This window comes from Bifidobacterium sp. wkB344 (assembly GCF_003688305.1).
In the GTDB taxonomy this organism is placed as follows: domain Bacteria; phylum Actinomycetota; class Actinomycetes; order Actinomycetales; family Bifidobacteriaceae; genus Bombiscardovia; species Bombiscardovia mizhiensis.
In genome coordinates this window covers 417,903-438,671 of sequence record NZ_NPOQ01000016.1, presented here as the reverse complement: position 1 = coordinate 438,671, position 20,769 = coordinate 417,903, and the positions used below count along the sequence as shown (strand labels likewise).

The following is a 20,769-nucleotide window of genomic DNA, read 5'->3' as shown; positions in this document are numbered from 1 at the left end:
GAGACAGGATCCAGCAGTAGCCCCAGATGTTCATATAGACCTTATAGGGACGGCGATCAGTCCTGGGCCTCGACGGCGGTCAGAGCCACGGTGTTGATGATGTCGGCTACCAGGGCACCGCGCGAGAGGTCGTTGACCGGCTTGTTCAGCCCTTGCAGGACCGGTCCGATGGCCAGGGCACCCGAGGTGCGTTGTACGGCCTTGTAGCCGATGTTGCCGGCGCTCAGGCTGGGGAAGACGAAGACATTGACCTTTCCGGCAACCGGATCACCCTTGGCCTTGGTGGCTGCCACGGTGGGCGACCAGGCCGCGTCGAACTGGATGGGGCCCACGATGGGCAGGTCCGGCGCCTTGTCCTTGGCTAGGCGGGTGGCCTCTTCAACCAGGTCGACATCCGGGCCCTTGCCCGAGCCCAGGGTGGAGTAGGAGAGCATGCCCACGCGCGGTTCCACGCCGAAGGAGCGAGCGGTTTGGGCCGACTGGATGGCGATGTCGGCCAGTTGTTCGGACGACGGGTTGAGGTTGATGGCGCAGTCGGCGAAGACCGCCACATGGTCGGGGAAGCACATGAGGAAGGCTCCGGATACCAGTGAGGCGCCCGGCTTGGTCTTGATCACCTGCAGGGCGGGACGGACCGTGTTGGCAGTGGAGTTGATGGAGCCGGACACCAGGCCGTCGGCCTTGCCCAGCACCACCAGCATGGTGCCGAAGTATGAAGGATCCGCCAGCTGCTTGCGTGCCTGCTCCGGGGTCATGCCCTTCTTGGCGCGCAGCTGGCAGGGGCGCTCCACCATGGGGGCCAGCACCTGCTCGTCGTCCATGGACTGGAAGGATGCCTTGTCCAGGTTGTTGAGGCCGAGCTCCTTGCCACGAGCCAGAATGGAATCCTTGTCGCCCACGATGATCAGGTCGACGATGTTACGCGCCAGCAGGTAGTCGGCCGCCTTGATGATGCGGTCCTCGCCGCCCTCGGGCAGGACGATGGTCTTCTTGTTGGCCTTGGCCTTGGCCAGCAGGTCGTTCTGGAAGGCCACAGGAGTGGTGGCCTTGGGGCTGGCGGCGTCGGCGGCCTTCAGCACCTGGTCGACATCCACCTCCTGTTGGAATGTCTGGCTGGTGGCCTGGCGGGCCTGATCGGCGGACGGATCCGTGTCGAAGTCCATCTTGGAGACGGTCCAAGTCGGCAGATCGTATTCCTGGAAGGCCTCGGTAAGCGGCGCCTTCTGTTCGGGCTGGCATCCGGTGATGAAGACACCGGCGAGTACGGCTCCCTGCGCCTCGATGGTTCGCCGGCAGGCGGCCACAGTCTTCATGACCTGACCGGGTTCCCTGCCGATGGTGCAGACGGCCAGCATGACCGGGGACCTCAGGTCGGCGGCGATCTGCGCGTTCAGGGCAAACAGGCCGGGGTCGAAGAGCTTTGAGGCATCGCTGCCCACGATCAGGACGCGCTCGGGATGGGTGGCCTCCACCAGCCCGTCATAGGCATTGAGGACATCGGCCCGGGTCTGCATGGGATCCTCAGTGGCGTGCCCGGGGCACTTGCCACGGCAGATCTCTGGATCAGTGTCGGGGAACGAGCTGGCTGCAACCAGTTCCGGGGTCAATGGGTGCTTCCTGCAGGCGATTGGCCTGAATACGGCCGTTTTGGCTTTGGCGCTCAGGGCCTTGGTCAGGCCGTAGGCCACGACATTGCGGCCGTTGGCGGCTTCTGGGCTGATGATGGTGATGCTTGCAAGACTCACTGTGTCTTCTCCTGTCCGGACGTGGTTGCCTTGATGACTGCTTTGTTCACAACCTTGTCCAGTATACAGAAACCGCCCGCCATGCGGGCTGCGCATGACGGGCGGTTCCAGAGTCGGATCAGCGTATCACTCGTTGTCTCCGGCGGTCGCGGCGGTGGCGGAGATGGTCTCCTGGCCGGCGCGGTTGGCATCAGGCCAGACCCAATCGGTGTAATCGGGGTGGTCGTAGCCCTTGTCCACGGCGAACTGGAAGGCCTCGTCGCGGAACTTGGTCCACTTGTCGATCTGGTCGGCGTACTTGCCGGCGTCCACCAGCTTCAGGGCGGAGGCGGCCAGGCACCAGCGGTCCATGTTGTTGACGCGCACCATGTCGAACGGCGTGGTGGTGGAGCCCTGCTCCTCGTAGCCGTGCACGGAGAAGTTGTCGTGGTTGGGGCGTCCGTGAATCAGGCGGTAGATGGAGCCGGGGTAGGCGTGGAAGGCGAATAGGACCGGCTTGTCCTTGCTGAAGAGCTCGGTGAACTCCTCGTCGGACAGGGCCTGATCGTTCTCCTCGGTGTCCTGGATCTTCAGCAGATCGACCACGTTGACGAACTGGACCTTGAGGCCCAGCTTCTGCAGCATGTCGTCGGCGGCCAGGGCCTCCTGGGTGGGGATGTCACCTGCAGTGGCGATGACCACATCAGCATCCTCGGCATCCTTGGCATTGGATGCCCAATCCCAGCGGGCGGCACCCTTCTCCAGCTCGGCGGCGGCCTCGTCCACGCTCTGGTAGGTGGCGGCGGGCTGCTTGCCGGCGAAGATGGCGTTGATGCAGTTGGTCGACTTGTAGCAACGCTCGCCCACGTTCAGCAGCATGTTGGCGTCGGCGGGGAAGTAGATGTTGACCACGTGATCGTTGTTGAAGTTCTTGTTCAGCAGGATGTCGACGAAGCCGGGATCCTGGTGGGAGAACCCGTTGTGGTCCTGACGCCAGACGTGCGAGGTGACCAGGAGGTTCAGTCCGGCGATGGGCTTGCGCCACGGGATCTCGCGGACGGTGGCCTCCAGCCACTTGGCGTGCTGGTTGATCATGGAGTCGATGACGTGCACGAAGGACTCGTAGGAGCTCCAGATGCCGTGGCGTCCGGTCAGCAGGTAGCCCTCCAGGAAGCCTTCCATCTGGTGCTCGGAGAGCTGCTCGATGACCTGGCCGGTATGGGCCATATGCTCGTCGGTCAGCTCCGACAGGTAGTCGGCATCCCACTGCTTGTTGGTCACTTCGTAGGCGGCAGCCAGACGGTTGGAGGCCGTCTCGTCAGGCCCGAAGATGCGGAAATCGGTGGGGTTCTTGGCCAGCACGTCGCGGGTGTAGTAACCCAGAACGCGGGTGGCCTCGGTGGCGCCCCAGCCATGGCCGTGCTTCTTGACGTCGATCTCGTAGTCGTGGATGTCAGGCAGCTCCAGCGGCTTGAGCAGACGTCCGCCGTTGGCGTTGGGGTTCTCGCCGATGCGCAGGTCGCCCTTGGGCATGAAGCTGGTGACCTCGGGACGCAGGGCGCCCTTCTCGTCGAAAAGCTCCTGAGGCTTGTAGGAGGCCAGCCAGTTCTTGAGGACCTGGAAGTGGGCCTCGGTGTCGCGTGCGGAGGTCAGCGGCACCTGGTGGGCGCGCCAGGAGCCCTCGGTCTTCTTGCCGTCGATGAACTTGGGGCAGGTCCAGCCCTTGGGGGTGCGGAAGATGATCATGGGGTAGAAGGGACGGGTCATGTCGTCGGTTTCTGCCCGGGCCTTGATGTCGCAGATCTTGTCGAAGACGGTCTCCAGCATGTCGGCGAAGCGACGGTGGATGGACAGATGATCCTCATCGTCGAATCCGGCAACGAACTCGAAGGGCTCATAACCCATACCATGGAAGTACTCATGCAGCTCTTCGTCGGAGATGCGCGAGAGAATGGTCGGGTTGGCGATCTTATAGCCGTTCAGGTGCAGGATGGGCAGGACGATGCCGTCGGTGCGGGGGTTGACCAGCTTGTTGGACTGCCAGCCGGTGGCCAGAGGGCCGGTCTCGGCCTCGCCGTCGCCCACGATGCAGGGCACGAAGAGGCTGGGGTTGTTCATGATGGCGCCATAAGCGTGGGAGAGGGCATAGCCCAGCTCGCCGCCCTCGTGGATGGATCCGGGGGTCTCAGGCGCGAAGTGGGAGGGGATGCCACCCGGGTAAGAGAACTGGCGGAAGAACTTCTGCAGGCCAGCCTCATCGTTGGTGATCTTGGGGTAGTACTCGCTGTAGGTGCCATCCAGGTAGGACTGCGAGGTGCCGGCGGGGCCGCCGTGGCCGGGGCCCATGATGATTACGGTGTTCTGCTGATGGTCGGCGATCAGACGGTTGATATGGCCCAGCAGGAAGTTCAGGCCGGGGGTGGTGCCCCAGTGGCCGACCAGACGATGCTTGACATCCTCCCGAGTGAAGGGCTCCTTCATCAGGGGGTTGCTGCGAAGATAAATCTGTCCGATGGAAAGATAGTTGGCCGCCCGCCAATACTTGTCGACGGCCTCGAGGGTCTCCTCGGCGATTGGGGTCTCCAGCTTCGCCCAAGGGGTGCCGATAACAGGATTCGTCATGTGTACTCCTGCACTTTAGTGCGATTGTTTATTTACCTCGGTTACGGGCTTGTACAGTGTCATTCCAGGCATCTGTCGGGTCCGTACCCAATGCCTACATGGTACGTGAACGAGCAGACTTTTCTGAACGTTTTCTTGCAGTGTGTGTTCGCTCTTGTGAGAAAATGCGAGGGAATTGTCTGCTTGCAGATACGAACTTCCGTTGAGGCTGCCGATCTGGGCTCAACGACGGTAGCATTGTCGAAAACTGCAACCATACTGGACTTGTTCGAGGGCCTCGAATCGTCGCTCCCGGGCATCCACGACAGATACAGCATACATATATATAAGGAGTCTTATGGCACAGGGTCCCGTCCTGGTGGTCGATTTCGGTGCGCAATACGCCCAGCTGATCGCTCGTCGAGTCAGGGAGGCGGGGGTCTACTCCGAGCTGGTGCCTCATTCGATGAGCCTGGACCAGATGCTGGCCAAGGATCCCAAGGCGGTCATCCTTTCCGGCGGACCTGCATCCGTCTACGTGGACGGGGCACCTACCATAGACAAGAGGATTTTCGAGGCGGGGGTGCCCGTGCTGGGCATCTGCTACGGCTTCCAGGTCATGGCTCATGAGCTGGGCGGTGAGGTGGACAAGGCGGCCCTTGGGGAGTACGGCAAGACCGAGGCCTTTATCGACAATGCTAAGGGAATACTGCAGGATTCGCCCGCCCGGCAGGATGTATGGATGAGCCATGGCGTTGCCGTCAATCGTGCGCCTGAGGGCTTTGAGGTTCTGGCGCATACCGAAGGTGCTCCGGTGGCGGCCATGCAGGATCCTTCCCGGGGGCTGTATGGGGTCCAGTGGCATCCCGAAGTGACCAATACCCCTCTGGGGCAGGACCTGATCGACCGCTTCCTGCATCAGTGCGCTGGACTGCTGTCGGACTGGAACGCCTCGGGCATCATCGAGCAACAGGTGGAGAAGATTCGTCGCACGGTGGGTGATGACCAGGTCATCTGCGGCCTGTCGGGCGGCGTCGATTCAGCAGTGGCAGCTGCCCTGGTCCACAGGGCCGTCGGCGACCAGTTGACCTGCGTCTTTGTGGATCACGGTCTGCTGCGTAAGGGGGAGGCCGAGCAGGTCAAGCATGATTTCGTGGCCGCCACTGGCATCAAGCTGATTGCGGTGGATGCCTCAGAAGACTTCCTGACCGCGCTCAAGGGTGTTTCCGAGCCCGAGCGCAAGCGCAAGATCATCGGGGAGAAGTTCATCCGTACCTTTGAAAAGGCTCAGCGACAGGTGATCGAGGAGGCCGGCAAGACCGGCAAGGAGGTCAAGTTCCTGGTGCAGGGCACGCTCTACCCTGATGTGGTCGAGTCGGGCGGCGGAGACGGAGCGGCCAATATCAAGTCCCATCACAATGTGGGCGGTCTGCCCAAGGACGTCAAGTTCCAGCTGATCGAGCCTCTGCGCACCCTCTTCAAGGATGAGGTTCGGGCCATCGGCACCGAATTGGGCCTGCCTGACCAGATTGTCTGGCGTCAGCCCTTCCCGGGCCCCGGTCTGGGCATCCGTATCATCGGCGAGATCACCCGGGAGCGTTTGAAGACCCTGCGCGAGGCGGACGCCATTGCCCGCGAAGAGCTGTCCAAGGCTGGGCTGGATCGGCAGATCTGGCAGTGCCCGGTGGTGCTGCTGGCCAATGTGCATTCGGTAGGTGTGCAGGGAGACGAGCGCACCTATGGCTCGCCGATTGTGTTGCGTCCAGTTTCCTCAGAGGACGCCATGACCGCTGACTGGACGCGCCTGCCCTATGACGTGCTAGCCACTATTTCCACACGCATTACCAACGAGTGCTCGGGCATCAACCGTGTTGTCCTGGACTGCACCTCAAAGCCTCCGGCAACCATCGAGTGGGAGTGAGCATCTAGGCCGACAAGCCATACGGCAATACGTCCAAGACAGTATAGTCACATATGACTTGTCGGCCCAGTTATTCGGTTCTCGGGCTATTGAATGTCGATAGTCGATGGAAGAACTCAGGTGCTGCAATTCATTGTTTACTGCTTTGTAATGGCCGCATTGATTCGGTTGACCAGCTCGCGGGGATGTTCCACCCCGAGCACCAGTCGGTCATAGCGCTCACCCTTGAGTTGGATGACAATGGGACTTTCCGGTCTGGTGACATTCCAGAATGTCTTTTCCCCGTGCTCAATGTATGTGCCGGCCCATTTACCGGGAACATGAAGGCCGGGCGCACGCAGGCCTTTGGCATCATCAAGAATGCCCGGATCCTCGCTCGCACCCAGAACATGCTCAAGCGGCACGGCCAGTTTCCCCTTGAACGACCACATCTTATCCAAGCCCTGCGGTTCAACTTCCAGCGTCCGCCCGACAATTGCCACCTTGTTGTTCATGACTCGCTTCTTTCATCATCAGACTGCAGCCGAATGTGTGCACGCTGTAGCAGCGTCTCGCCAAGGAGCGTGGCGATGTCAAGGGCCACAGCATTAGTATCTCCCGATCCCGAGCTGGACAGCTTCGCAAGGTAATCCCTGACCAGCCCACGAACCTCAAGATCATGATCTGACAGCTCCATGAGTGCCACCAATACCAGATTGAGCACTCCCGAATCGCGCGACTCCGAATCCGTTGCATCACGTAGCGCAGCCACGAACATGCCACGCTTGCTGCCGAAAGCACCGTAGAGACTGCCCCGGAGCAGACCCGTGGCCTCGACGAGAGCATCAATCGATGTGCCCTCATAGCCATGCTCCAGGAAAACCTCGCGGGCACGGGCAAGTACCTCATCATCATCGAAACTTCTCTTGCGACCCATGCCCGTCAAGATAGCATTAGTTGACTAATCAGTCAAGAATGATAAGCGGTGATTTGACGAACGCCTTCAGCAAGCGTTCATATTCCTGCAACTATTCCTTGGCCACTGGTTCGATTCGTGTTCCGCCCTTGCCGTCCGGATTGGCCATGAGTACGCGTATCTGCTCGCCCTTCTGGGCTGTGCAGAAGGTGAATTCCACGTTGGTGGCGACCCCCCATTCCCCTCTTGTGTTGAGAGCGATCATAGAGATCTCGCCTACCTTGCCGTAGCGGTTCCTCAGGAGATCGTCAAATCCGTAGACCGCGGAATCGCAGGCTTCCTGCGGGCTCAAGCCGCTTCCCATCAGGGCGACGATCCGATAGGAGAGGCACCCTTTCATGATGTCTTCTCCCAGCCCGGTGGCGGCCGCCCCTCCGATGGCGCTATCCACATAAAAGCCCGAGCCGGGTAGGGGAGAATCGCCTACTCTGCCAGGTTCCTTCATGAAGAGCCCCGATGTTGATGTACCGGCAGCCATCGAACCGTGTGCATCCAAGGAGATGGCCCCGACCGTATCGTGCCCTCGATAGGGGCCGGCAGACTCCGGTGTCGTGGTCTTGGCGGCTTCCAACTCCCAACGCTTTCTGGCTCTGTCCGTCAGCATATTGCGCATTTCGAACCCGCTGACCTGGGCGTAACGAGTCGCCCCTTGCCCGACCAGAAAGCTGCTGGTATGGCGTCGACTCAGCTGCCTGGCCACTGATATGGGATGGAGTACATGCTGGATGCCGGCCACAGCGCCCATTGCCATGCTGTTCCCGTCCATGAAGGCGGCGTCCATCTCCATCTCACCTTCCCGGTTGGGCAAAGCTCCATAACCGACGGAGGTGTAATCGGGGTTGGCCTCAACCTCTCGGATCAGCGCCTCGACAGCATCGCTTGCCTGGCCACCCTCCTCAAGACCGGAACTTGACTTGACCATCCCTTCATAGGCCATCCGCCATGTAGCAATAGAGGCCCAGGTGGACTGATCGTGGATGACTATCTGTGGGGATGAATCACTCATTTCCTTGGTTCTTTCTGTCGGTGCGGTCGTTGACTGCTCTTGGGTGGAGCACAGAAACTGTTGTAAAGCAGAAGAGCAGGCGAGACCTCAGCCGGTCGATGAATGATCGAGCTGATGGACCATGCTCCTGAGGGGACAGCCGTCAGTAGCGGGCTTACCTCGCCCGCATGCAGACAGCAACGATGTCCTCTGCCTTATCTCTTCTGTCAATGATAATTAATAAAGATACTTTTGTTTCGGAATGTCTTGTCAGCGCTCCAATCTTCTGATAAGTATGAGATTTTGCATACATGCCTTAAGGCTGATTTAAAAGGCCGAGTTCCAACAATTAGTTTGGTGATCACTGGATGGCAGATCCAGCCGATTCGGCCTGACGCAACACCTTCGGCATGTATAGTTTCCAATTTGATATATACTATTAACAAACTATTATCTATTGAAATAGTTCGGGACCAAGATGGTCCATTGAATCAAGTTGTTTGCAGTACATGAGTGAATCAATCACTCGCCATCGTAAATGCGAATGCGATGACAGTTCCGAGGAAGGGACTTTCATGGAGTCAAAAGAGAAACAGGTGAACACCAGTTCACCGATTTTGATGTTGGGCATCTTGTCCATATCGTTCCTGATGTCGGTTTCCAATGCCGTCTCAGGGACAATCCCGTTGATGAAGCAGTACTTTTCCAACATCTCAGAGGCCAACGTCGAGCTGTTGGTCGTCATCCCTACGGGAGGCGTTCTGCTGGGGACCGTGGTCAGCGGCCTCATATCCAACAAGCTGGGCAAGAAGTACACGGTCCTTTTGGGGCTCATCGTCTCCTTGGTCTTCGGAGTCATCCCTGCCTTCTTCTACAACTACCCGGCCATTTTCCTGTCGAGGGCCATGTTCGGCGTGGGCATGGGCATCTTCACCCCGCTGAGCGTCTCCTACATCACTGATGTCTTCCCTGAGAAAATCAGAAACAGGCTCCTGGGTTGGAGGAACTCCGTCGGTGCCATCGGCGATTCAATCATGCTCTTCATTGCAGGATTCCTGATCAACATCTCCTGGCATGCCACTTATCTAGTCTTCCTTTTCCTGATCGTGCCAATCGTCCTCGTCTCCCTTTTCGTCCCCAAGCGGCTTGACCGAGTCATCGTGGAGGACGGCAAGGAGGTTGAGGAGGACACCTCCATCAAGCCGTCCACCAACGGTGGTGTCATCCAGCTGGCTATCCTCTTCCTCTTCGTCTGCCTCTTTTACTCGGCTATCTCCCTGAAACTGGCCAGCCATATGGTCGATTCACACATAGGCTCTGCAGCCGATGCCACCAGGATCTTCGGTTTCCTGGTACTTTGCTCGATTATCTCAGGCATCGCTTTCGAACAGCTCGCCAAGTGGTGCGGACGATACACTGTCTTCATCTTCGAGGTGCTGACGGCAGTGGTCATGATTGCCATGCCCTTCACCAACTCCATTCCGATCTTGCTGGTTCTGGTCCTGGTGGCAGGGTTCTGCAATGGCATCATCAATCCAGCCCTGACAGCTCGCATGGTGGCCTATTCGCCCAAGGGCTCCATGAACCTGACCACTTCGATCATCCTAATCGGCATCAACGTCGGCTCCCTGGTGGCTCCCTATTTCTTCCAGGTCCTAGGCGGGGTGCTTGGCAATAAAGACCCGGGTTTCATGATCATGTGTGCAGGAATCTGCTATGTGATTCTGGCCCTTTACGATGCCTTCGTCGTCAAGAAGGACAAGCTGACCATCTGAGAGTGGTCATTGCGACTCGTATCAATCAGCAGAAACAGAGGTAAATAATGAGCGATACCGTGGAATGGTTCAAGCAGGCCAAGTACGGAATGATGATTCACTGGGGTCTCTATTCACTCCTGGGAGGGGAGTACCAGGGAAAGTCGTCAAGCAACTATGCGGAATGGATCCAATCCAAGCTCCAGATTCCCAACAAGGAGTATGAACGTCTGACCCAGGCCTTCAATCCGATTTATTTCGACGCGGATGCCATAGTTGACCTGGCCAAGCGCTGCGGCATGCAGTACCTGGTCGTCACCACAAAACACCATGATGGCTTCGCCATGTACCGGTCGCTGGTGGATCCTTACAATGTTTATGACGCGACGCCCTTCCACAGGGATGTGATCGGCGAGCTGTCATTGGCCTGCCGCAAGGCTGGTCTACGATTTGGACTCTACTATTCGCAGGACCTGGACTGGCATGAACCGGATGGCGGCGGATACCTCTCGAACGATATCGAGACAGCGGGCACCACCTGGGACAACAGCTGGGACTTCACAGGGGAGAAGAACTACGACCGGGCGTTCGAGCATAAGATCCTGCCGCAGATCGAAGAGATCATGAGCAACTATGGAGAGATCTCGGTTGCCTGGTTTGATGTTCCTATGACCCTCAGCGATGAGCAGAGCCAGACCATTTACGATACGGTCAAGCGTCTGCAGCCCGACTGCCTGATCAATTCCAGGCTGGGCAACGGCCGCTACGACTATGTCTCTTTGGGGGACAACGAGATTCCTGAAGATTCGGATGCCAGCGACAAGGCCGCTTCGGATGGAAATGTCGATTACAACTCGATCGAAGGATTCAAGCCCTCAAAGCTTGGTCTCTACGAGACTGCCGGGACCATCAACGATTCCTGGGGATTCTCGTATCATGACCAAAATTGGAAGAGCCCGCAAACCATTCACGATTACAAGGCCCATCTGAACAAGTACGGCATCAACTACCTGCTCAACGTCGGTCTGGATGGATTGGGACGAGTTCCCATGGCGGCCGAGCAGGCACTACTGGGAGCGCGAGCTTTGGAGGCTTGAGAATTCAGCATCCAGACAATTAGCAAGGGATCTTGTTGTAACTATGTTGTTCCTGTTCGACAGCATCCCTTGCTGGCTGCCCGTTTGGCTCTGCAGGGGTCGGCGAGTCTTAATTTCTTCGAGTCCAAACCTCCTTGCAAGCATTCGCTGCTAAGGAATATTGCTCTGATATCTTTTTCATCTAAAGGTCCTTCGCATGCACCATTAGGTAGTCCCAGGCACGAGTGGGGAGCAGGGCATGAAGGGCGACCAGGGGTTTGGCGCCGAAGCCCAGAAGGTAGCGTGGATGGGGATGGCGTACCGTCGAGGCATGGACGATGGCCTTGGCAATGGTTGATGGTGGGGTCAAATGCCTGCTGGAGTATAGCTTGCGCAACCCGGCAGCAGCGCGGAACCCTGACTTTTGATAGGCGCTCTTGCGGGTTACCTTCTGGAGATGGTCGGCGGCTATTGCGCCCCAGTTGGTGGCGATGGCTCCGGGCTCGATCAGGACCACATCAATGCCGAAGGGGCGGGTTTCCATACGCAGAGCGTCGCTGAAGGCTTCAAGAGCATACTTGGTGGCATGGTACCAGGCACCCATATAGGTGACCATTCGGCCTGCCATGGATGAGGTGTTCACGATCCGGCCGTTTCTGGCTCGGCGCATGGCAGGCAGCACCAGCTGGGTCAATCGGGCGAGGCCGAAGAGGTTGACTTCGAATTGTCGACGGATCTCATCAATGGAGACCTGCTCGACCGGGCCATAGGAGCCGTAGCCGGCGTTGTTGACCAGCAGATCGACCCGCTTTTCATTCTGTAGAATTCGTGTGACGGCCCTCTCAATGGATGCAGAATCGGTCAGGTCCATCTGCACGGCTGTCACGCCCTTGTCGGCCAGTGGCTTCAGTCGTTCGACTCGTCGTCCTGCAGCATATACCTTGTATCCATGATCGGCGAGCATTCGAGCTGTTTCAAATCCTATGCCGCTTGTTGCTCCGGTGACCAGCGCCACTCGATTGGGCATGTTCATCACCCCTTCTGGCTGGTGTCTGTGAATCGTGACTCCTGCCTCTCTTTGAGGCACAGTATATGACAGCTTTTCGCAGTGAGGACATAAAAAGCCAGATGAGGGCGGTCTACCCGTCCACATCTGGCAATGCGACCATGGCGAAAACCTTATACCTGCACCCTTTCCTGCAGGAGGTCGTTCAGCTCGGCGGCTGTTGGATAAGCCTTCTGGGTACCGCGGCGTGTGACGCTGATTGCAGCGTATCTGTTGGCGTGGCCCAGAGCTGTTGGCACATCCTCGCCCTGCGTGTAGTAGTGGGCGAACGAGCCGATGAAGGCATCGCCGGCGCCAGTGGTATCCACAGCTTCAACCGTGACCGCAGGCACCAGAAGCTCCTGGTCGGCGCTGACCCAGAGGGCGCCCTTGCCGCCCATGGTGACAATCAGGTTGCCTACCCCGCGCTTAACCAAGTTCCGTGCTGCGGCCTTGATCTCGTCCAAGGTCCCTGTGGGCATTCCGGTGAGCGTGGCCAGCTCGGTCTCATTCGGTGCGAAGAAGGCCACTCTGGAGACATAGTCGCTGTTCAGATCGTCATTGGCTGGCGCAGGGTTCAGCAGGACAGGCACGCCGTAATCCTCTGCCAGTTCAATCGCATGGTAGTTGGTCTCCAGGGCGATCTCCTGTTGGAGAACGACCAGTTTCGACCCCTTGATCAGGTCTTTTTTACTGTCCAAGGCGGCAGGGGTCAGCTGCTTGTTGGCGCCTTTGACGATCAGGATCCGATTGTCGCCGCTGGTGTCCACAAAGATAGGCGCCACGCCGCTGCTCCCATCAGCGATGCCGATCCCATCGGATCTGATGCCGTTGCTGCGATAATTCTCCAGCTGCTGTCTGCCGAACTCGTCCTTGCCAACCATGGTGATGAAGTTGACCTGTGAACCCAAGCGGGCGGCGGCGATGGCCTGGTTGGCCCCCTTGCCGCCGAATCCCATCGCGAATTCAGGAGCTTCTACAGTCTCTCCTTCCACCGGCATGCGATCGACAAAGGTGGTCAGCTCGTACATATTGGAACCGATGACAGTGATGTCAGCCATAATGCTTTTACCTTTCCAGGCCGGTGGTCACCAGGAATGAACGTGTTTCCTGAGGCTTCAGATGGATCAGGGTGCCCGCCTTCTCAGCGGCGGCACGGCCCTCGGGCGTGCTGGTGCCGGGCAAAGCGAAGGCCGCCACCTGCTGGTCGGCGTTGTACAGGATCCAGCGGGTGACGATGGGGAATTGCTCCGTGCTGAACCGCGTCAGGAAGTTGTGCTCGGCATTCAGATGGAGCCGAAACTCGGCCATATCCGTAAAGTGGGTCAGGTTCTGGGAGAAGAAGACGATCTCAGGATCGTAGTGGCTTTCGTCGTTCAGGTCGTTGATCAGCTCGCCGCTTGCCTTGAGCTCTTCGTTGTAGGCCAGCCATTGCGGGGTGGGATGGACGTGGGCGGGAACTGTCTGGCGCAGACGGAAAGCCTCGTCAGGCACGTTCTGCTCCATATGCCCGTCATGCACGTAGGCGTAGTTCATATGGCACATGTATTGCAGAGGCATGGTCTGGTAGTTGGAGAGGTTGGTGACCTCCAGGCCGATGTCGAAGAGTCCGGAATCCGCATGCAATGTTACGGACGGCCGACTCAGGTAGTGGTCGCCGAACCCTTTGACATATTCGAATTGCCCATGTATTGACATGGTTCCTTCTTCGAATCCCAGCCAGGCGCTGTCCATACGGCTGGTCGGAGCCTCGCCGTGAAGCTGATAGTCGTCCTCCGGGGCTGGTGTTCCTCCGCCCAGGAGTCCCGATGTGAACTGGAAGCAGCCGTAGGTATCAGCTATGGCGGTGCCGGGCAGGGGCTGCGAGAACATGTCCTTCATTTTCAGGCTGATGGAGTCGAAGACCGCATCCCAGATGATCAGGCCCATATAGGGCAGGACGGTGAGCTGGCCGCGCGAGTTCTCCATGCGGACCGCTTCAACTCCTGATGGGTAGGTGAAGGTGACGGCTTTGAAATCATCGTCCTCATAGAGGGTGAATTCGGCAGGGCCGAACATGTCATGATTGAGATGAAGTTGTTGCATGATTGGTTTTCCTTTCATTGGTTTTCTCGAGCGCCTTCAGCCTTGAAGGCACGCATCTTTGCTGTGGAATAAACGCAGACGACCGCGAAGCAGATCACATCGACCAGGAAGGACAGGGACATGTTCGAGATGTCCGCGACGAATCCCTGCGCTACTGGGATGAAGGCCCCGCCCACAATGGACATGACGATGATGGCTCCCGCTGTTTCCGTGTGGCGTTTGTCGGTCACCGTATCCAAGGTCTGGGAGTAGATGGTGGCCCAGCAGGGTCCGAACAGGCCCGAGACGATAATGGCCGCATAGACGGCGCTCATGTTGCGCACCAGGAGGATGTAGACCAGAGCGGCCAGTCCGAATGCCGAGAACCACTGCAGGACCCGGGCGGGGTGCATGGACTTCATCATGAAGTTGGCAATGACCTTGCCTATGAAGAAGGCGGCGTAGCTGTAGACCATGAAGGTCGATGCCGAGCGTTCGTTGATCGAGGAATTGAGTTCCATGGCCAACCTGATGGTGAAGGACCACACGGCCGTCTGCATGCCCACATACATGAACTCGGTGAAAATGCCCCAAAGGAAGCGGCGGTTATGCGCGAGATAGACCAGTGTCTCACCGATGCGCGCCTGAGGCTGCTGTTTGGTCGGATCCACCTTGGGCTTGCCTGAGGGGAATTGCGTCAGTGCGAAAAGCACCAGGGCGACCAAGAGAACGAAGATGATGTATTTGTAAGGCAGCAGCGTATGCTGAAGGGCGCGCTCGCCGAAGGCGATGCGGGCCTGTCCGTGAAGTCCCTTCATCTGCCTTTCCAGGCTTTGGCCGGCACCGAAGATCAGATATTTGCCCAGCAGTATGCCGGCTATGGCACCCAACGGGTAAAAGGTTTCAGAGATGTTCAGCCGCAGGGTGGAATACTTCTTCGGGCCCATCAGTGAGCTGAAGGTGTTGGCCGAGGTCTCCAGGAAGCTCAAGCCGCAGGCCAAGGCGAACAGGGCAATCAGGAAGAATCCGTAGGTGGCCATGCGCGAGGCTGGGAAGAAGATTGAGCATCCGATGGTGTACAGCGAAAGGCCGATCATGATGGCGACCTTGTATGAGGTCTTCTTGATGATGAGCGAAGCCGGTATGGCAATCAGAAAATAGCCAAGATAGAAGGCCGTCTGCACAAAGGCGCTGGCAACATTGGACAGCGTGAAGATGGTTTTGAATTGGGTTATGAGTATATCATTGAGACTGGCGGCTGCTCCCCAAAGGGGGAATAGGCAGGAGAGGAGGATGTACTGGAGCATTGGCGTCCTGTCCAGGTATCCATCATCCAATTCCTGTGCGTGCAGTTTGAACAGATGAAAGGTTGGCGATTGCATAACCCCTCCTTGGGTTTGCATTCGGCGGCCGCTGCGCTGCGCCCGCCGAGAATATAAGAGTCGGCCCGGGGGTTGGCCCCCGGATGCCGAAGTCAGGCCTTGCCGATGATGGCCATGCTTGAGCTGGTGCCCAGGCGTTCGGCACCTGCGTTGATCAGGGCCTCGGCCTCCTGCCGGGTGTGAATGCCGCCGGCGGCCTTGATGTGGATTCTTCCCTTGACTGCTTCTTTAATGATTTCGATGTCGTGCACACTGGCGCCGCGGCTGGCAAATCCGGTGGATGTTTTGACGAAATCGGCGCCCGCATCGGCCACCAGCACGCTGGCCCTTGCGATCTGCTCATCGCTAAGCAGGGCGGTCTCGATGATGACCTTGACCACTTTTCCTGCCTGATGGGCCGCCTCGACGACGGCACGAATGTCCTTGGCAACCAGGTCTTCCCGGCCACCTGCCATTTCGCCGATGTTGATCACCATATCCAGTTCATCGGCACCGTTCGCGATGGCATCCTGGGTTTCGGCGACCTTGGTTGCCGTGGTGTTGGCGCCCAAGGGGAAGCCGATGACGCAGGCAGTCAGGACATCCGACCCCTTCACCCGCTCATGGACGTGGGAAACCCAGTAGGGATTGACCATGACCGAATAGAAATGATTGTCCAGGGCTTCGTCGATGACCTGGTCGATCTGCGCCAGCGTTGCGTCCGGTTTGAGCAGTGTGTGATCGATGAGGCGATTGATCTGCATGGTTGTTACCTCCTTGTGGGCCTCACTGTAACAGTGAATGCACAGAAGTAAAATGCTAAGATGAACATATGTTCAAAAAGGAGAGCTCAATCACCAGCTGGCCATGAATTTCTTTTGCATGTTGGTTCCGCACAATCAGGAGAAGGGAAGGTTTCATGATCGACGATGAACAGCACAGGAATCAAGCTGTCACAGTCTGCCATTGGTATTACGAGGAGGGCTTAGGCCAGAGCGCCATCGCCCGCAGACTGAATGTTTCCCGTCCCACGGTTTCGCGTCTTCTGGCATTCGCCAGGCAGGAGGGGCTGGTCCGCGTGCTCATAACTGATCCTCAGGCTGATTTGGAGTCCCTGGCCAGAAGGCTCAAAGTGGCTTTCGGCCTGCGCGAGGTCAAACTCACCTATGACTCGACCGGTGACGAAGACGCCATCAGGGACAAACTGGGCACGGTTACAGCAGATTACCTGGCCGAGATTGTCGGTGATCACGACCGGTTGGGCATCAGTTGGGGGAGGACCCTCAAGGCCGTAGCCGATCATCTGCGGCCCAATGAGCACAAGGATGTATCGGTGGTGCAGTTGAAGGGGAGTGTCTCCGCGTCCGATTTCAACAACTATGCTGCGGATATCGCCCTGAAATTCGGCATGGCCTTCGGCACCACCACCACAGTGCTGCCCTTGCCGGTCATTTTCGACAATGCCTTGACTCGGGATATTGTGCTCAAGGATCGTTTCATCGACGAGATTGTTCGTCAGGGGGAACGGACCGATATCGCCGTGTTTACCTGCGGAACCGTTCGTGACGATGCCATGCTTTTCAAACTGGGATATCTCTCCCGCAGAGAGATCACCATGCTGCAGCATAAGGCTGTCGGCGATGTGCTTTCACGATTTATAGCTCCCGACGGCTCCATTGCGGATGATGGCATTAACGCGAGAACGGTGGGGATACAGCTTGATCGGTTGCGCAAGAAGCCATGTTCCATATTGGTGGCGGGAGGGCCTTCCAAGATAGCATCCATGCGTGCGGCGCTTCTGGGCGGCTATGCCAATGTGCTGATTACGGATTCCCAGGCTGCCATGCGTCTGTTAGAGGAATAGGCGAACCTCTGCAATCGAGGGAATTGCACTGCTTGCTAGTGCACAAGCGTTTGGTCAAATAATGGTCGCGCTCGTATGATTGTTGAAACTTCGCTGTACGCTTACTATCAATGCTGATTGTAGATTCCGCAGGAGGTTTCAGCATGCAGGGCACACGATTTACCTATTGGTGGCACGGATTCGATCTGTGACGCCGCGTGCCTTGTAGGAACGGTTGCACGGATCGGAACCCACCGGCCCTGCAGTCGTCGACAGCATTTCCCGTGCATCGTCATCGCATAGTCGGTAGGGCAGCACCAGCGACAATGGTTGTAATAACCGCATGGGAAAGGACAAGCCAATGACATTGGCGGATCATATGAATGCCAGAGTCAAAGCTCTGGCGCCGAGCGACATTCTCGAGTTCAACAAGGAGATCGCCGGAATAGACGGCATCGTGAAGCTGACTCTTGGGGAGCCGGACTTCTTTACTCCTGAGCACGTCAAGCAGGCGGGCATCCAGGCCATCCAGGACAACCACAGTCATTACACCGAGAGTCGCGGTATGCCCAGTCTGCGCAAGGCGGCAGCCGATTATCTACACGCCAAGTACGGGCTGGACTACGACCCCGACACCCAAATGGTGATTACGGCCGGGGCCACCGGGGGCATCTTCTCGGGTCTTACCGCCATGATCAACCCGGGCGACACGGTCATCCTGCCCACACCCATCTTCCCTCTCTACATCCCCATCGCCCAGCTGAGCGGCGCCAAGACCGTTTTCGTCGACACCTCCGATGACGGCTTCATTCTCAAGCCGGACAAGCTGGAGGCCGCCATCGAAAACAGCGATGGTCCGGTCAAGGCCCTGGTGCTCAACTATCCGACCAACCCCACCGGCGTGACCTATGCCCGAGAAGATCTGGAGGCTCTGGCCCAGGTGGCGCGCAAGCACGGCTTCTTTGTGCTCAGCGATGAGATCTACGCCGAGTTGACCTACCAGGGCACCCATGTCTCCATGGGCACCATCCTGCCCGAGCAGACGGTCGTGCTTGGCGGGGTTTCCAAATCCCATGCCATGACCGGATGGCGGGTCGGCATCGCCGCTGGCCCCGCCGACGTTATTGACCAGATCAGCAAGGTCAACGAATTCACCATCACTTCGGTAACCACCAATGCCCAGTATGCGGCCCAGGAGGCTCTGACCAAGGGCATGAATGACACGGATCCGATGCGCGAGGCCTACCGCAAGCGGCGGGACTATCTGGTCAAGGCCCTGCCCGAGGTCGGTCTGGATGTCATTGACCCCAAGGGCGCCTTCTATATCTTCGCCCGACTGCCCGAAGGCATGCGCGACAGCTGGAGCTTCGTCTACGACCTGGCTCGTAAGGCCAAGGTGGCGGTAATACCCGGAGCAAGCTTCGGACCTGGGGGAGAAGGCTACGTCCGCATTTCCTACGCAGCCTCCATGGAGGATCTGCATACCGCCGTGGAGCGGATTGGCGACTACATGCGTGAAAATCGCGGCTGATATCTCTGACGATTCAAATTACAACCATCAACGAAGACAGTTACCAAGGACTAAAAATGACCAGTATTCTCATGTATTCAGTACGCCCCGACGAGCAGGAGGCCATTCAGGCTTGGGCGCAAGCCAATGACATCCAAGTGGATACCACAGACCGCGATCTGGGGATGAAGACCGTGGACATGATCAAGGGCTACGACGGCATCGTCATCCAGCAACATGCGGCCCTGTCCGAGCCAGAACTCTACCAGCGGCTCAAGGAGTATGGCCTCAAGCAGCTAACCCTGCGGATCACGGGCTACGACATCGTCAACCTGCAGGCCGCTCGAGAGAACGGGCTGGTCGTCACCAACGTGCCTGCCTACTCGCCCCGGTCCGTCTCCGAACTGGTTCTGGCCCAGGTCATGCGCCTGGTCCGGCATCTGGGGGAGGCCAGCGCCCGCGAGGCCAATGACGACTACACCTGGGATGGGCTTCAGGCCCACGAGATCCACAACCTGACCGTGGGGATCATCGGAGCCGGCAAGATCGGATCCGCTGTGGCCAGGATCTTCCGGGCTCTGGGTTCCACCGTCATCGCCAACGATCCGGTTCACCGCCCCGAGCTGGCAGATACCCTGGACTATGTGGATCTGCCCACCCTTTTGAAGCGGGCCGACATTGTCACCGTCCATACGCCGCTGGACGAGACCACCCACCATCTGATCAACGCGCAGGCCCTGGAAGCCATGAAGTCATCAGCCTTCCTGATCAACGCCGCTCGCGGCCCCATTGTGGACACCCCGGCCCTGATCGAGGCCCTGCAGACCAAGTCCATCGCCGGCGCCGCCATCGACACCATCGAGGGGGAGGCGGGCATCTTCGAAAAGGATCTGAGCGGAACCAAGGTCGACAACCAGGCCCTGGAGACCCTCAAGGCCATGCCCAACGTAGAGGTTTCGCCCCACATCGGCTTCTACACCGATGCCGCCGTGACCGCCATGGTCAACATCTCCCTGAACGATGTAAAAACCATCCTTGAGGGCGGCACCAGCGAGCATCAGGTGGACTGACCCTATTATCTCCGCGACCCGGACCGGGCTCCGACCGGCTCAGTCGGTATTCTGAGCAAAGGTGATGGTGCCCTGGTCCGGGTCCATGCTTTCCACGATGGCCAGGGACTTGAGGTTGTAACCCTCTTTGCGCAGGGTTCGGCCCCCCTCCTGGAAGCCCTTCTCCACGGCGATGCCGATGCCCTCGATGACGACCTTGGCATCATGGCAGATGTCGATCAGACCGTGCAGGGCGTTGCCCTTGGCCAGAAAGTCGTCAAGAATCAGTACATGCTCGCCTTCCTTGAGGAAGCGCTTAGCCACGATGACGGGGTACTCCCGCTGCTTGGTGAAGGAGTAGATGCGGGCCGTGTACTGGTCGCCGTCAAGGTTGATGGACTGGGTCTTCTTGGCGAAGACCACCGGCACGTCGCCGAAGTGGCGGGCAGCCAGGCAGGCGATGCCGATGCCGGATGCCTCGATGGTCAGAATCTTGTCGATCCGGTGACCGGCAAACAGGCGGGCCCATTCAGCGCCCATGTGGTCAAAGAGTCGCACGTCGCACTGATGGTTGAGGAAGGCGTCCACCTTGAGTACGTTGCCTGGCTTGACCGTGCCCTGGCGGCGGATTCGCTCCTCAAGTTCCTGCATGTCATCGTCCTTGTCGTCATGAAAGCGGGGCCCCTACGGTCCCGACGGATAGACACCAAGATAACCCGGTTCTGAGACTGTAGCCAGACCGCCCTGATTCGCCAGGTTTCACCTCCAGCGGATTGGAGTGTCTTCCTGGCGTGTCAGCCCGTCAATCCGCGGATTCAAGGCCCTGACTGTTACAGTGAAAATTGACCGCAATGGTCACGCATCGTAGCGGTGCGTTCAAG

17 protein-coding genes are annotated in these 20,769 nt (G+C 58.3%); 6 read left to right on the top strand and 11 right to left on the bottom strand.

Annotated features, from left to right (window positions below):
* Positions 1–56: 56 nt before the first annotated feature.
* Both pta and CI601_RS06455 read right to left on the bottom strand, forming a co-directional pair.
* Positions 57–1,745, bottom strand: a complete 1,689-nt coding sequence (gene pta / locus CI601_RS06460) for a phosphate acetyltransferase (protein WP_121914754.1) — start codon at positions 1,743–1,745, stop codon at positions 57–59.
* Between the two features lie 126 nt (positions 1,746–1,871).
* Positions 1,872–4,346 carry a phosphoketolase gene (locus CI601_RS06455; RefSeq protein ID WP_121914753.1) on the bottom strand — a complete coding sequence of 825 codons (2,475 nt, stop codon included), beginning with the start codon at positions 4,344–4,346 and terminating at the stop codon, positions 1,872–1,874.
* A 337-nt stretch (positions 4,347–4,683) separates the two neighbouring features.
* On the opposite strand from CI601_RS06455, the gene guaA reads away from it, so the two are divergent.
* Positions 4,684–6,246, top strand: coding sequence for a glutamine-hydrolyzing GMP synthase (gene guaA / locus CI601_RS06450; protein ID WP_121914752.1), 1,563 nt, complete (start codon positions 4,684–4,686; stop codon positions 6,244–6,246).
* A gap of 137 nt (positions 6,247–6,383) precedes the next feature.
* Here the strand turns inward: guaA and CI601_RS06445 are convergent, their stop codons facing one another.
* The 3 genes from CI601_RS06445 to CI601_RS06435 form a co-directional block, all read right to left on the bottom strand.
* A complete protein-coding gene (locus CI601_RS06445; protein WP_121914751.1) occupies positions 6,384–6,740 on the bottom strand; it encodes a hypothetical protein in 357 nt (118 codons plus the stop codon).
* Positions 6,737–7,162 carry a helix-turn-helix domain-containing protein gene (locus CI601_RS06440; protein ID WP_121914750.1) on the bottom strand — a complete coding sequence of 142 codons (426 nt, stop codon included), beginning with the start codon at positions 7,160–7,162 and terminating at the stop codon, positions 6,737–6,739. The genes CI601_RS06445 and CI601_RS06440 overlap by 4 nt, the downstream gene beginning before the upstream one ends.
* A 91-nt stretch (positions 7,163–7,253) precedes the next feature.
* Positions 7,254–8,207, bottom strand: coding sequence for a N(4)-(beta-N-acetylglucosaminyl)-L-asparaginase (locus tag CI601_RS06435; protein WP_121914749.1), 954 nt, complete (start codon positions 8,205–8,207; stop codon positions 7,254–7,256).
* A gap of 488 nt (positions 8,208–8,695) precedes the next feature.
* On the opposite strand from CI601_RS06435, the gene CI601_RS06430 reads away from it, so the two are divergent.
* Both CI601_RS06430 and CI601_RS06425 read left to right on the top strand, forming a co-directional pair.
* Complete coding sequence (locus tag CI601_RS06430) at positions 8,696–9,961, top strand: MFS transporter (RefSeq protein ID WP_310886180.1); 1,266 nt, start codon at positions 8,696–8,698, stop codon at positions 9,959–9,961.
* A gap of 47 nt (positions 9,962–10,008) precedes the next feature.
* Positions 10,009–11,037 carry an alpha-L-fucosidase gene (locus CI601_RS06425; RefSeq protein WP_121914747.1) on the top strand — a complete coding sequence of 343 codons (1,029 nt, stop codon included), beginning with the start codon at positions 10,009–10,011 and terminating at the stop codon, positions 11,035–11,037.
* Between the two features lie 181 nt (positions 11,038–11,218).
* Here CI601_RS06425 and CI601_RS06420 read toward each other — a convergent pair whose 3' ends face one another.
* The 5 genes from CI601_RS06420 to deoC all read right to left on the bottom strand — a co-directional run bounded on the left by CI601_RS06420 (position 11,219) and on the right by deoC (position 16,250).
* Positions 11,219–12,043, bottom strand: a complete 825-nt coding sequence (locus CI601_RS06420; protein ID WP_121914828.1) for an oxidoreductase — start codon at positions 12,041–12,043, stop codon at positions 11,219–11,221.
* A 152-nt stretch (positions 12,044–12,195) separates the two neighbouring features.
* Positions 12,196–13,122, bottom strand: coding sequence for a ribokinase (rbsK, locus tag CI601_RS06415; protein WP_121914746.1), 927 nt, complete (start codon positions 13,120–13,122; stop codon positions 12,196–12,198).
* A 7-nt stretch (positions 13,123–13,129) separates the two neighbouring features.
* Positions 13,130–14,146: an aldose 1-epimerase family protein gene (locus CI601_RS06410; RefSeq protein WP_121914745.1), complete on the bottom strand. Its 1,017-nt coding sequence runs from the start codon at positions 14,144–14,146 to the stop codon at positions 13,130–13,132.
* A 14-nt stretch (positions 14,147–14,160) separates the two neighbouring features.
* Entirely contained in the window at positions 14,161–15,507 is a 1,347-nt protein-coding gene (gene fucP / locus CI601_RS06405; RefSeq protein WP_121914744.1) for an L-fucose:H+ symporter permease, read from the bottom strand.
* 92 nt (positions 15,508–15,599) lie between these two features.
* Positions 15,600–16,250 (bottom strand): deoxyribose-phosphate aldolase, encoded by a 651-nt coding sequence (gene deoC / locus CI601_RS06400; RefSeq protein ID WP_121914743.1) that lies wholly within the window; start codon positions 16,248–16,250, stop codon positions 15,600–15,602.
* A gap of 155 nt (positions 16,251–16,405) precedes the next feature.
* Here deoC and CI601_RS06395 point away from each other — a divergent pair, with 155 nt between their 5' ends.
* The 3 genes from CI601_RS06395 to CI601_RS06385 all read left to right on the top strand — a co-directional run bounded on the left by CI601_RS06395 (position 16,406) and on the right by CI601_RS06385 (position 19,909).
* Positions 16,406–17,350 carry a sugar-binding transcriptional regulator gene (locus CI601_RS06395; RefSeq protein ID WP_121914742.1) on the top strand — a complete coding sequence of 315 codons (945 nt, stop codon included), beginning with the start codon at positions 16,406–16,408 and terminating at the stop codon, positions 17,348–17,350.
* Between the two features lie 340 nt (positions 17,351–17,690).
* Positions 17,691–18,860, top strand: coding sequence for an aminotransferase class I/II-fold pyridoxal phosphate-dependent enzyme (locus CI601_RS06390; RefSeq protein WP_121914741.1), 1,170 nt, complete (start codon positions 17,691–17,693; stop codon positions 18,858–18,860).
* 56 nt (positions 18,861–18,916) lie between these two features.
* The gene (locus tag CI601_RS06385) at positions 18,917–19,909 is read left to right on the top strand and encodes a D-2-hydroxyacid dehydrogenase (RefSeq protein ID WP_121914740.1); all 993 of its coding nucleotides are present in this window, start codon (positions 18,917–18,919) and stop codon (positions 19,907–19,909) included.
* A 39-nt stretch (positions 19,910–19,948) separates the two neighbouring features.
* On the opposite strand, the gene CI601_RS06380 is transcribed toward CI601_RS06385, so the two are convergent.
* Positions 19,949–20,539: a xanthine phosphoribosyltransferase gene (locus tag CI601_RS06380; RefSeq protein ID WP_024627384.1), complete on the bottom strand. Its 591-nt coding sequence runs from the start codon at positions 20,537–20,539 to the stop codon at positions 19,949–19,951.
* Between the last annotated feature and the right edge of the window lie 230 nt (positions 20,540–20,769).

Coding starts and splice junctions, on each gene's coding strand:
- fucP (WP_121914744.1), bottom strand. CDS start 15,507: ATGCAATCGCCAACCTTTCATCTGTTCAAACTGCACGCACAGGAATTG.
- CI601_RS06395 (WP_121914742.1), top strand. CDS start 16,406: ATGATCGACGATGAACAGCACAGGAATCAAGCTGTCACAGTCTGCCAT.
- CI601_RS06420 (WP_121914828.1), bottom strand. CDS start 12,043: ATGCCCAATCGAGTGGCGCTGGTCACCGGAGCAACAAGCGGCATAGGA.
- deoC (WP_121914743.1), bottom strand. CDS start 16,250: ATGCAGATCAATCGCCTCATCGATCACACACTGCTCAAACCGGACGCA.
- CI601_RS06440 (WP_121914750.1), bottom strand. CDS start 7,162: ATGGGTCGCAAGAGAAGTTTCGATGATGATGAGGTACTTGCCCGTGCC.
- CI601_RS06390 (WP_121914741.1), top strand. CDS start 17,691: ATGACATTGGCGGATCATATGAATGCCAGAGTCAAAGCTCTGGCGCCG.
- guaA (WP_121914752.1), top strand. CDS start 4,684: ATGGCACAGGGTCCCGTCCTGGTGGTCGATTTCGGTGCGCAATACGCC.
- CI601_RS06435 (WP_121914749.1), bottom strand. CDS start 8,207: ATGAGTGATTCATCCCCACAGATAGTCATCCACGATCAGTCCACCTGG.
- CI601_RS06430 (WP_310886180.1), top strand. CDS start 8,696: ATGAGTGAATCAATCACTCGCCATCGTAAATGCGAATGCGATGACAGT.
- CI601_RS06425 (WP_121914747.1), top strand. CDS start 10,009: ATGAGCGATACCGTGGAATGGTTCAAGCAGGCCAAGTACGGAATGATG.
- CI601_RS06455 (WP_121914753.1), bottom strand. CDS start 4,346: ATGACGAATCCTGTTATCGGCACCCCTTGGGCGAAGCTGGAGACCCCA.
- CI601_RS06410 (WP_121914745.1), bottom strand. CDS start 14,146: ATGCAACAACTTCATCTCAATCATGACATGTTCGGCCCTGCCGAATTC.
- CI601_RS06445 (WP_121914751.1), bottom strand. CDS start 6,740: ATGAACAACAAGGTGGCAATTGTCGGGCGGACGCTGGAAGTTGAACCG.
- CI601_RS06380 (WP_024627384.1), bottom strand. CDS start 20,539: ATGCAGGAACTTGAGGAGCGAATCCGCCGCCAGGGCACGGTCAAGCCA.
- rbsK (WP_121914746.1), bottom strand. CDS start 13,122: ATGGCTGACATCACTGTCATCGGTTCCAATATGTACGAGCTGACCACC.
- CI601_RS06385 (WP_121914740.1), top strand. CDS start 18,917: ATGACCAGTATTCTCATGTATTCAGTACGCCCCGACGAGCAGGAGGCC.